This is a genomic window from Paenibacillus sp. V4I3, assembly GCF_030817215.1.
Classification (GTDB): Bacteria; Bacillota; Bacilli; order Paenibacillales; family NBRC-103111; genus Paenibacillus_E.
Map to the genome: position 1 here is coordinate 7,342,505 of NZ_JAUSZA010000001.1, position 14,632 is coordinate 7,357,136.

General features: G+C 42.5%; 11 protein-coding genes. 1 reads left to right on the plus strand and 10 read right to left on the minus strand.

Annotated elements, in window-relative coordinates:
- Window positions 1-2: 2 nt before the first annotated feature.
- From QFZ77_RS33605 to QFZ77_RS33645, 9 genes are all read right to left on the minus strand, one after another.
- The gene (locus QFZ77_RS33605) at window positions 3-524 is read right to left on the minus strand and encodes a GNAT family N-acetyltransferase (protein WP_307447070.1); all 522 of its coding nucleotides are present in this window, start codon (window positions 522-524) and stop codon (window positions 3-5) included.
- Between the two features lie 35 nt (window positions 525-559).
- Window positions 560-1,546 carry a phosphotransferase enzyme family protein gene (locus QFZ77_RS33610; protein ID WP_307447073.1) on the minus strand — a complete coding sequence of 329 codons (987 nt, stop codon included), beginning with the start codon at window positions 1,544-1,546 and terminating at the stop codon, window positions 560-562.
- Window position 1,547: 1 nt separating this feature from the next.
- Window positions 1,548-3,053, minus strand: a complete 1,506-nt coding sequence (locus QFZ77_RS33615) for an amidase family protein (RefSeq protein ID WP_307447076.1) — start codon at window positions 3,051-3,053, stop codon at window positions 1,548-1,550.
- Between the two features lie 364 nt (window positions 3,054-3,417).
- Window positions 3,418-6,666: a response regulator gene (locus QFZ77_RS33620; RefSeq protein ID WP_307447079.1), complete on the minus strand. Its 3,249-nt coding sequence runs from the start codon at window positions 6,664-6,666 to the stop codon at window positions 3,418-3,420.
- A 31-nt stretch (window positions 6,667-6,697) separates the two neighbouring features.
- A complete protein-coding gene (locus tag QFZ77_RS33625; protein ID WP_307447082.1) occupies window positions 6,698-7,408 on the minus strand; it encodes a response regulator transcription factor in 711 nt (236 codons plus the stop codon).
- A 147-nt stretch (window positions 7,409-7,555) separates the two neighbouring features.
- Window positions 7,556-9,709: an EAL domain-containing protein gene (locus QFZ77_RS33630; protein ID WP_307447085.1), complete on the minus strand. Its 2,154-nt coding sequence runs from the start codon at window positions 9,707-9,709 to the stop codon at window positions 7,556-7,558.
- Between the two features lie 64 nt (window positions 9,710-9,773).
- Window positions 9,774-10,178, minus strand: coding sequence for a hypothetical protein (locus QFZ77_RS33635; protein WP_307447088.1), 405 nt, complete (start codon window positions 10,176-10,178; stop codon window positions 9,774-9,776).
- A gap of 272 nt (window positions 10,179-10,450) precedes the next feature.
- Window positions 10,451-10,945 carry a CYTH domain-containing protein gene (locus QFZ77_RS33640; RefSeq protein ID WP_307447091.1) on the minus strand — a complete coding sequence of 165 codons (495 nt, stop codon included), beginning with the start codon at window positions 10,943-10,945 and terminating at the stop codon, window positions 10,451-10,453.
- 99 nt (window positions 10,946-11,044) lie between these two features.
- On the minus strand, window positions 11,045-11,872 hold the full coding sequence (locus QFZ77_RS33645; protein ID WP_307447095.1) for an AraC family transcriptional regulator: 828 nt from the start codon (window positions 11,870-11,872) through the stop codon (window positions 11,045-11,047).
- Between the two features lie 112 nt (window positions 11,873-11,984).
- On the opposite strand from QFZ77_RS33645, the gene QFZ77_RS33650 reads away from it, so the two are divergent.
- Complete coding sequence (locus QFZ77_RS33650; protein WP_307447097.1) at window positions 11,985-13,691, plus strand: glycoside hydrolase family 2 protein; 1,707 nt, start codon at window positions 11,985-11,987, stop codon at window positions 13,689-13,691.
- 87 nt (window positions 13,692-13,778) lie between these two features.
- Here the strand turns inward: QFZ77_RS33650 and QFZ77_RS33655 are convergent, their stop codons facing one another.
- Window positions 13,779-14,621: a carbohydrate ABC transporter permease gene (locus QFZ77_RS33655; RefSeq protein WP_307447101.1), complete on the minus strand. Its 843-nt coding sequence runs from the start codon at window positions 14,619-14,621 to the stop codon at window positions 13,779-13,781.
- Window positions 14,622-14,632 lie beyond the last annotated feature (11 nt).

The following is a 14,632-nucleotide window of genomic DNA, read 5'->3' on the forward strand; positions in this document are numbered from 1 at the left end:
TCCTAGTCTAGCAATTCAAGTACTTCAAGCTTCTTCGCATAGCAATGCCTTAGAAGACCGCCATACATCAGGCGGGTGAATTGAAGTATGAAGCCTGCTGCTTCTAAGTTTTGACGACTTATTCCATTGTCAGGATGCACGGTTGCGTAGAGGTATAACATACCTTGTTCCCGCGCTCGCTGTTCCCTCAAAGCATGAAAATGCCGCTGCAGACCTTGTCCCCTGACCGATTCATGGACAAGAGTTCCTTCTAGAGAAGCAACTCTTGGTAGATCTGCTTCCGGCACTCCAAACTCTCGTCCGAGATTATTGGCACTTAAACCGGGAAATGCGATAACCGTATATGCAACAAGCTTTTCGCCTTGATAAGTGCCATACATCTCTCCCTTGTCTTGGACATATTCGTATAGTGCCTCCAAACGGTCCATCGAATAAAGCGCATCAGAAGGAAGACGTGACACCACGTCCATCATTAATGCTTGTACTTGCGGTATATCTGGTTGCCATAAACGCCTTATTTCCAAGTTGTGATCCTCCTCATGTACCGCTGATCAGTAGGTCACCATGGGTTGCCGAAACCAAGTCTCATTTCGTCCGTCATTGTCATGAGCTTTAATTTCAATCCTGCATACCATGGTGGCGTATTTGATAGATCACTGTCCTCCAAAGCTGTTAAGATTCTTGAAAAGCTAAAGAGCTTAGAGAACCTTAGGAACTTTGGAAAGTGTTCTATCATTTGCTTGTCTAATGGACATATTGCCTTATAGCCTCTCAGAAAGCTTTCAACCTGGCTGCTGGAATCCCTCTCTGTATTATCCAACACGTCGGCAAGAGCTGCAACAATATCCATCGCATACCAATGATACATAGCATCATCAAAATCAATAACATGAAATTGCGACGTACTTGCATGCCAGAAAATGTTATCCTGTTGAAAATCATAATGAATGAGACCATACTCATGTTTGGATTGCTTTAAAGAATAAAGCCAAATCCTCAGGTTATCCAGCTCCATCAAGGCTTCTTTTTCATGTGGATGACGATCTAATGCCATTGCAATATAATCCAGTCCATCCCGCCAATCCTGACGCTTTATTCCTTTAGCAGGTTCATATACCTGTGACCTTGCATGCAAGCTGCCAAGTGATTTCCCCCACGCCTCCATCTGCGAATCGTTCATTTGATCACAATCTAAACTTTCCCCTTCCGCATCACTGAACACAACACCAATATATGCCCCTTTACTTGTCGTTACTCTTTCAACTAGCTTACCCTCGCTAGAACGTATAAGCACAATTGTAGGATAATGAGATAAGGCTAAGTAATTTATGAAATCAAGTTCAGCCTCTACATGCTCCAGAGTCTGTGCTCTTTCAAAAGAAAACCTCAAAAAAAAATTCTTACCTTTATTTTCAAATCGATATACGAAGTTAGAGCTTGCTCGCCAAACTTTTAAAGTTCCTTCCTCATGCTCCCATAACCGCATGAATGCCTTAGCCACATGATCGTTGATTAATCCAACAACCATCGTTCTTAGATTCATCATTTTATTCTACCTCTACTTTCGCAGCAGTTGCTAACTCGGGTTGAATGCGATGTTTCGCCGCTTGCTCAAACCCATAAGCAATTTTAATCAAAGTGGGCTCGCTAAAAGCCGTTCCTACAAAAGTGATACCTTGTGGCCCCTTCGTTGTGTACCCGCCTGGTGCGATAATCCCCGTTGCAGCATACCCTCCCGGTACAGTAATGGACGGGTAACCGGCTCTTGCCGCAAGATCAGCCCCACCCACAAATCCTAGAAATAGCAGAGCGTCCAGATGATGTTTCTCTAAAACATGATTGATCCCCTGCTCACGCGACATCTCTTTATCTCTCTTTTTGCTGTCTAAATAGGCTTGTTCCGTTAGTGTCCCGCTCGTTTCCTCTGACCAGATTAAGGTTCCTTGTCCATATTTCAATGCTTGATCTGCATGTGCTTCATTGTAGGCAATGACATCTGCCAAAGAATGAACGGGAATCGAGCCGGGCAACTGGGCTAAATAATCATTCAAGTCTTTCTTAAATTCAAATCTCATGACATTACCATCCCAGTCCATCTGTTCGCACGGAAGTTCTACCGGATCAACAATAGTCGCACCCTTTTGTTTCAAAACGGCGATAGCCGCCTCCACAATATCAAGCCGAGCTTTATCTAATTCTTGATAATAAAATCTCGGGATCCCTACTCTAGCTTGCTGCAAATAATTGGCGTCTAAGAATGGGGTGTAGTCTTGGAAAGAACGCCCTTTACTCGCTAACATCTCAACATCACGCTCATCTATGTTAGTCAAAGCGCCGAGCAAAATCGCTGCATCGCTGACAGTTCTTGCTATAGGCCCCGCTGTGTCCTGGCTATGAGCAATAGGGATGATGCCCGTTCGGCTTACTAGTCCAATCGTAGGCTTAATGCCAACTAAGCTATTCTGGCTGGAAGGACTGATGATAGAGCCCGACGTTTCCGTTCCAATCGCCGCTGCTGCTAGATTCGCTGCCGTGGCCGCTGCTGAGCCTGAACTTGAACCGCCTACGAATAATTCGCCAGGGCCGTAAGGATTTAAGGTGAGACCACCTCTTGAGCTATAACCCGCCCAAATATCGCCTGACATGTAGCCTGCCCATTCGGTCATATTCGTTTTACCAAGCAGCACAGCCCCCGCCGCTCGAAGCTGTGCCGCCACGAAGGAATCGGCTGCTGCGAATGACTCCGCTAATGCGATAGAACCGGCGCTAGTATGCATACGATCGTGTGTATCGATATTATCCTTCAGCAGAATAGGGATACCATGCAGGGATCCACGACTGCCCTTCACTTTTCGTTCTTCATCTAAAGCTTTGGCTATGTCTAAAGCATCTGGATTTATTTCTAAAATGGCATTTAATATGGCGTCATACTTTTCTATGCGGGTTAGATATATATGAACCAATTGTTCCGAAGTAACCCTACCTGTGCTCATTGCTTGCTGCATACTTGCTATATCTGCCTCTATGATCCATTTCTCCAACTCATTTTCCATTCATCAATCTCCTTCTAGTTCACAGTCTTATTTACATTGTTCTCTGTAGGGTATGAAGTTCCTGTATGTGTAAGTTGGCGAGTTTAATTATAGTTATTTTTGATTAAATTCATCGTCTCAGACAAGATGACCACGCCAACAGTCGTAGCTTACCCGGATCCTTGCCTCGCATAACCAACGCTCCTATATATGTGTATGTATAAATAAAATAAGCTAACCTTTTCCAGCCTTGGCTGTAAAAAGAGTTAGCTTTCTTCATGTAATGACACACATAGAAACGTCGCCAACGGTCTTTGCTTCGATTCTTATTGGACGAATGGATGAGCAGCTCACTATCTGAAATTGATATATGAAGTTCCACTCACTAAGAAGCTTCATTTGGGATAAATGTGGTAATACGCTCTATTTCCTCCGCCACTTCGATGAGCTGATCATGGAAATCATCTTTTTGCAAAATGGCAAGTTCCAGGTAACTTGCAGCTTCATGCAAACGATTTGCGGAAATACTTCCGGCAACTCCGATAAGTGTGTGTATAGCCCTTTTGACAGCCTTCCAATCCTCATCAAGGATACTTAGCGTTAGCTGCTCGACAAAAGTTGTATAATTTTTCTTAAACAACTGAAGCATGACGATTAGAATGCTTTCTTTTCCTTCTAGACGGGCAAGTGCAGCTTGCCAATCTATCGCTTCAATCTGCCTATAAAAATAGATTGTATTCGCCTGACTAGCCCCTATTGAAGTAAACGGTTCTATCCATTTACTAATCACACTAAAGAGACGCTTTATATCCAAAGGCTTACTAATGACGTCATTCATTCCATAACGGATATAATCTTCATGATCCTGTTTAACAACGTTGGCCGTCAGTCCAATGATGGGTATATTCATATAGTTGGGGATTTGACGAATGTACGCTGTCGCTTCAACGCCGTCCATGACTGGCATGTGAATATCCATCAAAATCAAGTCGTATTCGTCGACTTCCAGTTTTTCAATGGCTTCCCGGCCATTTTCCGCTATCGTGATCTCAAATCCATGCTCCTTCAGAAACTCCAAAGCAACCTGCTGATTAATTTCGTTATCCTCCACGAGAAGAATTCGCCCTGTCTTGCTAACTCTAGAGGACTTGGCCTGCAAAGACCTGCCGCTTCTTGGAGATGAGTTGTGCGGATTAAACAAGGATTCCAACGTTTGATAAAGCTCTAAACGGCAAATTGGTTTAACCATGATAGCATCAGGTCTTGCGCTTATCGGAAGTCTCAGCATTTCTTCTTTACCAAGCGGCGAAGTTAAGCATACAACAAGCGTTTGATCTCTTTGGATCGACTCGATAAAAGTATTCCATGTATCTATGCCATACATATCTTCAATTTCCATATCAAGCAGGATACAATCGTACTTGTCGTCATCGGTCCCCAACCCCTTCATCCGTTCAAACATATCTCTCCAGGATGACACCTCCGATACGATCAAGGCAAACGACTCCAAAGTGTCCCGTAAGGTGCTGCGCATCAGGGGATGATCTTCGACCAGCAAAACTTGATACGTCGTATGCTCTTTTGTTAAGTCCCATTCATCTGGATCAGCGAACTCTATGACTTGAAAAGGCAGTGTAAATTTAAATCTGCTTCCTTTACCCTCTACACTCTCGGCTGTTAATGACCCGCCCATAAGCCCAATCAAATGCTGGCTGATCGTAAGTCCCAATCCTGTTCCCCCATATTCACGACTCGTAGATCCATCTGCCTGAGAAAAAGGATCAAAAATAAAGGCTAAACGATCTGGAGATATACCTATTCCACTATCCTCTACGGTAAAGCTAAGCCTAATTTCTTCTCTGGATGTGTGTGGTTCCAACTCAATTTGGAGCATCACATAGCCCTCTGAAGTAAATTTAATCGCATTGCTGCAAAGATTAAGCAGTACTTGCTTCAGTCTCAGCGGATCCCCAAGAATATGATTGGGCAATTCAGCGGCTGTATTAAAAATAAGCTCGATCTGGCGACTATCGGATAAGACACTCAATATACTGGAGAGTTCCTTGAGAAGCTCATCTAACTGAAAGCTGGTTCGTTCTACTTCGAGTTTTCCCGCTTCTACTTTGGAAAGGTCAAGAACATCATTAATAATGCCTAGCAGTGTATGGGATGAAGATTTTATTTTATGTAGATAATCCTTTTGATGGTCTGAGAGTGAGGTTTTCCCGAGAAGTTGAGAAAGACCAATGATACCGTTCAGAGGAGTTCTAATTTCATGACTCATTTTGGCAATAAATTGGCTTTTAGCTTGATTCGCTTGATCGGCGGCATGCCGCATGGTTACCTCTGTGAAATCATGAACCGTTCCAACAATACCTTCCAATTCGCCACTCGCATCATGATAGACTGAAAGCGTGACACAATAATCTCGAAGAGCACCTGAAGAGGACGGAATACTCATTTCAAATCGTACGTTACCACCATTCCGGATGACTTCTTGGAAATGGGAATCCCAACGAATTTGCTCGGCTTCCGGGAGAAATCCGGTTATTTTTTTGCCCAACATGTCCGCAGCTGTCGCATGGGTCATCAGGGAAACAATTTGATTCACAGAGGTAATCTCGCCTTCCTTCGTGAACCCAAGAATTCCTTCCTGTGAATTCTCTACGAGGATACGATAGCGTGCTTCACTCTCCTGAATACGCCGTTCTGCTGCTGTTCGCTCTGTAATATCTGTCGTAGAGCCGATGATCTCGACCACCTGCTCACCTTCAAATACGGGTTGTAAGGTTGTAAAGGCGATCTTCCCTTTTATTTGGTTCTCATACGCGACTTTGTTCCCCTTCCAGGCTTCTTCGAATTTCCCAAGTATAAATGTTGTGAATTCAGTGGTAAAACATTTGATTGATTGTATATTTTTATTTATTAAATCTTGTGGGTGTAGTCCAAGATTTCGTAATAACTGACCATCGATCATGGTATAAATGAATTGATTATGACTTTTATTAAGTTTAAACGTAATGCCGGGCTGCAGCCGAAGAATATCCACTAACTCTTGTTGGATATGACTTACTTGACTCCTTAGCTCCTCTGCCCTTAAGAAATAGCGGATTAGCGCTGCTGCGAATAAGCCCCCTCCCAAATGCAGAAGCAACGTTGGAATGACTAACCGGGCAACAGGAATATGATAGATTAGTACCATATCAACGAACAAGACACTGATAGGACACATCATTAATAATGTCCATTTTCTCCAATAACCATGAATGAAATGATTAGTTAGCGCGGTACCCGCAAATATGAGTAGTCCTAGTGTAGAGATTCGAAAAAATACAGAAGGATCTATCAGCGTCCTGCCAATAATCATAATCGTTGTGGCAATAAAACCAGAAATTCCTCCACCAATGAATGTAGCCATCAGAATAGCAATCGCTTTTAAATCCAATATATGTCTTGCAGTAACATGTACGCCAAGAAAAGTTAGAATGACACCATAGATCCCATGCAGCAAACCTGCTAGTATGCGATATTTCCATCTAGATGTGGCTTTTAATCTAGGAGAATAGAAAATCTCGATAGACAAGAAAATGAAGACAGCCAGTATCGAGAAATTGTTCAGTAGATCTTTGAGCACTGCTATTCACCTCATCGCTTAATTACACACCTTAAATAGCTGAAAGATGCACAAATTTATAACCAACACCCCATACGGTTTTAATATATTGTGGTTCCTTTGGATTCTGTTCTATTTTTCTACGGAGATTCGTAATATGTACATCAATGGCGCGATCATTCACGATTTCGCCCATCCGATATAAAGTATCTATAAGCTCATCACGTCTAAACACTCTGCCAGGATAGTGAATAAAACGTTTCATTATTTCAAATTCAGAATTGGTGATATCAATTTTTTGATCTTTGATCACAATCAATCTGCGCTCTACATCCAGAGTAAAGTCAGGATATTGTGACTCTGACTCTGTCCCTTCCGACACACCGATAGCCGGAACCTGTATGTCCGCCATACGAAGTGAGGCTTTGATACGTGCTTTTAACTCCTGCATGCTAAACGGCTTACAAAGATAGTCATCAGCCCCAATATTAAAGGCCTCCACCTTCTCCTTAATATTTGTTTTCGTCGATATCACAATAATAGGAACCAAACTTAATCCCCTAATGGCCCCACATAGCTCTAACCCCTCATAATCTGGCAAAACGAGATCCAATAAAATCACATCAGGCTGAAAATGAACGATTTCCCTCAATCCGTCATGTCCATTTACGGATTGCTTCACATCAAATTGATCTTCCGAAAGATACATGCTTATCATTTGTCCTATAATGATGTCGTCTTCGATAATAAGCACCTTAATCACTAAAATCCCTCCTTTATACCTATTTTGTTTCTATCATCTATTATAATATGTCGAATTATGGCAGGTCTACACTATTTTTTACCAGAAATATGAAAAATAAAAAACGCCACAGAACCGACAGTCACTGTCATGGCGTTAGGATGATTCTTATGTATTCGCAATTCGATTGCATGTAAATCTATCAAATATCTCGGGTACTTCGCTTGCTTCTACCGGGCGGCTAAATAAATACCCCTGTACGGTGTCACAATTGAATTCCTGCAGAATCTTTAAATCGTTGTCGTTCTCTACCCCTTCTGCAATCACAACTAGCTTTAGGTTACGTGCTAGCGCAATGATCGTATTTACAATGGCTGCATTGGTAGGATTAATCGAGATATCCTTCACAAAGGATTGATCAATTTTCAAATGATGGATCGGGAATTCTTTCAAATAGCTGAGCGAGCTGTAACCCGTTCCAAAGTCATCCATAGCAATCTTCAGACCCATGTTTCTAAAACTATTTAAAGTCGTTAAGGCAACTTGAACATCCATCGTCATGCTTTCCGTTATCTCTAATTCCAGATATTGCGGTTCGAGTCCTGTCTCTTGAAGTATGCTGTTAATCTGTTCTTTGAGTGACTGATCATAGAACTGCTTAGAAGACAAGTTGACAGCCATTGAAACCTTAGGAAAACCTAACTCCTGCCAGCTCTTATTCTGGCTGCATGCTTCTCTAAGGACCCATTTTCCAATCGGATAGATTAATCCCGTTTCCTCTGCGATAGGAATAAATTCTAGTGGAGATACGCACCCCAGTTCAGGGCTTTTCCACCGAATTAAACTTTCAAATCCGACGATCTGATTTACTAATAGATTGACCTGCGGTTGGTACACCAGAATAAACTCATTTTTCTCCAATGCTTTTCGCAAATGCTTCTCAATCTTAATTCTACGTTCTATTTTCGCATAAATTTGCGAATTGAAATATTGAACTTGATTACCGCCTAGTTCCTTGGCGTATTCCATAGCAATATCTGCAAAACGAATCAGATTATCAGGGTCAATATCGTCTTGTGGATACTGGCTAATCCCGATCGAGGGAGATATATAAATTTCATGTTCTTGGATGCGAATGGGCTGATTAATAGTCTGAACAATGGTATGTGCGAAACCTTCAAGTTCAGCTAACGAATGGTGCTTAACCAAACAAATAAATTCGTCACTGCCCACTCTGAAAACAGAAACATCTTTGATCATGGTACTGTTTTTCAATCTGCGGGCCATAACTTGAAGAATTCTGTCCCCTGTATCATGACCTAACGTTTCGTTGGCCAGCTTGAAGTGATCCAAATTCACGAATACAACAGCAAAACGTTCCTGCTGTGCAATTGCGTCCTCGATCCATTTACTTAACCCATGTCGATTCGGAAGGCCTGTCAGAGGGTCATGATGGATTAAAAAGCGGATTCGTTCCTCCAAGCTTCGCGACTCCGTAATATCTACAGTTAGCGAAATGATTTCTGTCATTACACCATCTCGTTTGATTGGGCGAAGTACGGTTAAGTAATAATAACCATGCCATTCGGTTTCGAAATCAATGACTTCTTCATTGTCCCATGCCGCTTGATAATAGGGAGCCATGAAGTCGGCCTTATCTTGCGGGAAAATCGTAAACAAATCCTTGCCTACCGCGTTATTATCCTTGATACCAAGCCGGTTAAATAGTGAGCCCTGCCAAGTTGTATAGATAAATTTATGATCCTCTTTATGAAATTTAACGAGAAGTCCATTCTGTTGTTTAATTTGATCCTGCAGCTCATCGTGAAAATGAAGCATATCCCCTTCCATTTTAAGTAGGAATGTAAGCATTTCCAAGTGAATTTTGATCGACTGCTCTTTCCCCAACATACTCGTCTCATTCCGTAGGAACAGTTTCTTCCTCATTGCGGTTTTACACCGTAATAGAAATTCTTCTTCCAACAGCGCATTCTGTGTACTTTGGAATAATGTTTCCTTCTGGATAAAGTCCAAAGCCCCTAGCTCCAGGGCTTGCAAGGCAACATTTGAACATTCTTCCGTGCAGCTGCTCAGCATAATAACCGGCACAGGATGGAAGGTCATAATTTGACGCAAAGCAGCTAGTCCATCGAGCTCGGGCATCTCTACATCCAGTGTTACTAGGTCCGGCTGCAGCTCTACAATTTTATCCAGCGCATTGGCACCATTAACCGCGAATCCTACCACTGAAAATTGTTCATCTTGTTCAAAAAGATTCGCAATCCTATTTCTCATTACGATGGCGTCATCAACGATTAACACCCGGTATTTCCTCATTCTTATCACCTAAATTCTTATGAATTCGTCTTTGTCAAAATAATGCCGGTTAAGTGACTCGCATTTGAATCGCAGAGAAAACAAGATCAATGATTTCCCCTCGGGCTTGATTGACAAATCCTAGTGTTGTCTGCTGCAGGTTTTCTATAGAAACACAAGAGGATAACAGCATCTTATCTGAGAACAAATACAAGGACAGCTCATACGAAGATGAAACGTTTTTGACTACTTCACTAATATTCGTCTTTTTATATTTTTCAGGAAGCTCAACCGCGTACACTAAATACAAGGGTTCACTCGGAAATTGAGTCATTTGAAAAATTTCTTTAAAAGAAGACTTCACATACGAATTCCAACGAAATCCAAATCTATAGTTATGATCCTCTTCCCAATTGGGCTCGAACTGAGAAATTAATTCGAGAAACTGCTGGCGGTAGTAATGTATCAGGTTCATAGGTGGCCCCTCGCAATTCCTGAAAATGTTAGCTATCATTTCTGTACATCCATCATACTTTGTAATTGTTGTTAAACATCTATTTTAAATCTTAGCTAAACATTATTTTTGCTAATAGTTCGCTAACGAATCTAACACTTTCACTCTTCAGAAAAAAGCGAAAAGACCAAGCTCTGACCTCACTTGGGTCATAAACTCGGCCTTATGTATGTTTATCTTGATGAAGATTATTAACCAATTGTAAGGAAAACGAAATATAACTTATATAAATACTATCGTGACGTCTGCAGTTTTACCCACATGGACTTATTTCGGAATTCTTCCTCCGCTCCTAACTCTCTCCCAAACCAAGAAGGTACTACAAAGAGCCGCGCAGCTTCAACATCTGGAAACTCGACTTCGACAACTAGGAGATCCACTTGTTTATATTCATCAATTTCAAAATGGAGCCCTTGAACATCAACCGTGGTACGAATCTTCTCCAATGGGACTAACCCCGTACGTTCAAGAAGCTGCTTATATATAGGTTCCGATATGTTGTATTCAATCTCTTCCCGAACCAAGCCATGCCCTGATTTGAACGTATGTGTAAAATGCGACAATCCAGAACTATCCACCAGCTGGCGCACTCTGATTTCTTGATCTTCCGAGAAGGCCAAATACGTTTGATAAATATACTGCTTTGAAACTAGCGTGATTTCATTATTATCCAATTCCGCCACAGGGAACGCGGGTAATAGGAACTTTCTTTCGATTTCGGCACTCATTGGTGTGACCCCTCTCCAAACAAATCATGTTTTCTTCACCATTTTACCACGCAATCATTAAAAAAACTCCCAGAAGGGAGCACTCCCCTTCCATGTCTCTCATCGGTTGGACTTGTTCAAAGTTCGGAATCGAGCCGGAGATACTTCGTTCCACGCCCGAAACATTTTACCAAAATGAAATTCATCGGCAAATCCGCATGCATCCGCAATAGCTTTCATCGGTTCTTCTGTCAGCAGCAGCAGTGTTTTGGCTTTCTCATTGCGAATCCGGTTCAAGTACTCTTTGGGTGAAACGCCTACTTGCTGCATGAACATTTTTCGCAACTGGGAGACGGAGATATGGAAGGTTCGCGCGAGTTCTTCCATCCTCAAGGGCCGGTTATAGCAGGTTTCGATCCAAAACTTCGCTTGCTGAAATGCTTTCATATACGGGTCCGTTGACGTGTTTGTATCCCTCATGAAATGAATCAATCGTGAAAGGACATATTGGAATTCAGCCTGTCTTTCGTGTGGGTCCGGGCTCTGTAACGTCCCTATCTGCTTGAACTGCTCTTGAATCCAGACCGCTTGCTCCGGAGAATACAACTTGTTAAAAGGCAATTGAAGTGAGTCCAAATGAACGGGCTGCAGCCAGGTTTGATTCTCATAGGGGATGTCGAAAGCATCAAATAGAAGCATACGAATATAGAGCGGTTTATCCACAGATGATGTCATGGTCAGCGTAAAACCCGGCCTTAAGTAAAAGAGCATACCCGATTGTACATTCAATAGCTGTTCATCAAACGAATGTGTAAATTCTCCTTCTCCACTCATAATCCAGTAAAGAGAATGAACATCTGTTGTATTCCGAATGTCTTTCCAGCCTGGAACAGGCAGCTTCTCATAGGTCAGACGAAGATGATACATCCGGTGCTCTTTTGTTTCCATTCATTCACCACCTTCAAAGCGATTTTGACAAATACTAAAGTTCTTTATCCATAGAAAATAGCCATTCTTCCATGATACGCTTAACTAAACATACATGAAAGGGGCTTTTACTTTGATTCGTACTTTTCAACAACACTCCCTACGCCATACCCGACTTCTTGATGGATTATGGGACTTCATAACGGATCCAGGAAATGTAGGGATAACGGAACAATGGCATGCCAAGTTTCCAACCGATTCCCGAAAGCTTGTGGTTCCTTCTTGCTGGAATAATGAATTAGGCTTATACGATTATATCGGGGCCGCGTGGTATCGCACGTATTTCGACACCGCACAAGAAGCTAATATTCGACTATGCTTTGAAGGAATTCTCCACCATGCCGATGTTTATGTTGACGGTCATCACCTCGGTTACCACTTTGGCGGCTACACCCAGTTCTCCAAGATCATCCCTCATCTAGCGAAGGGAAAGCACGAATTAATCATTCGTGTAGATAGCACCCTTGATTGGCAGACACTGCCCACAGATATCTCAGATTGGTACTCTTATGGTGGAATCATACGTTCTGTCGAGCTTCAGGAGCTGCCCGATATTTATATTGAATCCTTGAAAATTGATTATCAACTAGAGGGAGATACAGCCGATATCCAGCTGCAAGTAAAGTTAAACTCCATAAGCTCGGTTGATCGTCAAATTGTTGTTAGTGCCTCTATAGAAGGACTAGCTTTCTCTGATTCAACCGTTCATATCGCGGCGGGCAAATCTTCACAGCTTTCTCTCCGAGGGAGACTCAAAAACATCCGCAAATGGGATGTTGGACAACCGGAGTTGTATACCTTCGTAGTCCGTATAGGCGAAGATGACCTGATCGATCGGACAGGATTCCGCACCATTGAAGTCAATAACAGTCAAATCCTCCTAAATGGCAAAGCGCTGTATTTGCAGGGAGTGAATCGACACGAAGAGCATCCCGAATGGGGATTTGCTTTTCCACCTAAGCTCATGCTGAAGGATTTGGATATTTTGACCGATATGGGCTGCAACATCGTTCGTGGTTCACACTATCCACAAAGCCAGTTCTGGATCGATTTGCTTGATGAGCATGGACTGCTCCTGTGGAGCGAGATCCCGATGTGGGGCTGTTTTATGAGCAAAGAAACGCTGGCTAGTCCCCTATTCGCAGAACGCGGTTTGCAAATGTTAGACGAAATGATTAGCCGTGATTATCATCATCCTTCGATCATTTTCTGGGGGGCTCATAACGAAATTGATACACGCACGGATGAAGCGCTGGAGCTTACTAAGAAATTCGTTAGCAAAATACGCAGCATGGATACCAGCCGCCTAGTTACGTACGCCACGATGCATCCTGAAGAAGACATTGTACTATCCTATTTCGATGTCATCGGAATCAACAAATATTACGGCTGGTATCAAGGAAACGTGAACGGATTCCGTGACATGCTTCAGCAGTATTATCAACATGCAGAATCACAAGGTGCCAGTGGTAAGCCCGTCATCATGAGCGAGTTTGGCGCTGCTGGTATCTTCGGAGATGCAGGCTGGGAGCCTCGCTTGTTCAGTGAAGACTATCAAGCTGACGTTGTGCAGCAGGCTTTACAGATCTTCCGCGAGGATCCTCGCATCGTCGGTACGCTGATTTGGCACTTCGCCGACATTCGCGTCGATGTGCGGAGTGACCGTCCTTATTTCCGTGATCGGGCGCGGAGTTTTAACAACAAGGGACTGCTGAATGAGTATCGCAAGCCTAAGCTGGCTTACCGATTGGTTAAGGAGATTTATCGATCTAAGAGGTAACTTTCAAAAGGTAAAATCTTAAAAAGACGCTCAAACCAGTTCAATCACACGGTTTGAGCGTCTTCTTTTACTTTCCGTTTGTGCGCATTACCCTTTGAGAGATCCCGCTGTTATACCGGAAATTATCCGTTTATTGAAAATGGATATTACAAGGATCGACGGAAGGGTTGTCATCACAATGGCCGCGAACATCGGTGCAAAATCCGTTGCGTATTGACCCTGAAAATTCAAAAGTCCTATCGGAAGTGTCATCTTTTTGGCATCGTTAATGAATGTTAGTACAACCAGTAGTTCATTCCAGATTCCAGCAAAGTTTATAATGCCAACCGTCATAAGCGCCGGTATCAATAAAGGCATCAAAACTCGCCAATAAACACCGTAAACCGAACAGCCATCAATAATGGCCGCTTCCATAATTTCTTTGGGAATGGAACTCATAAAACCGCTTAGCACCAGTACCGATGTAGGCAGAGCAAAGGCAACATAAATAAGAATCAAGCCGATTTGCGAATTCATCAGATTTAATTTAGAGAAGAAAATAACCAAAGGAATGAGTGTTGCTTGCAGCGGAACCATCAAACCGATCAAAAAATAAAGTAGCGTGCCTTTCGATGCTTTCCACTTTAATTTAATAATCGCAAAAGAGGCCATTGAACCTATTAGTAAGACCAGAAGTAATGTGACAGTCGTAATGAGTACCGAATTGTAAAAATAACGGCCTGTTCCCCCTGTGATCCATGCATTTATGTAGTTTCCCCACAGCCAATGCAGCGGAAGTTCCCATGGACGTTCAAAAATTTCCGGTGTTTTCTTGAGTGAATTCACAATAAGCCAAAACAGAGGATAAATATAGACAAGCGTCCCTAATCCCAAAAATAAATAAGTGAACAGCTTTTGAATGGGACGAATCATTTTTGAACCTTGCTCCATACGCGTACCTC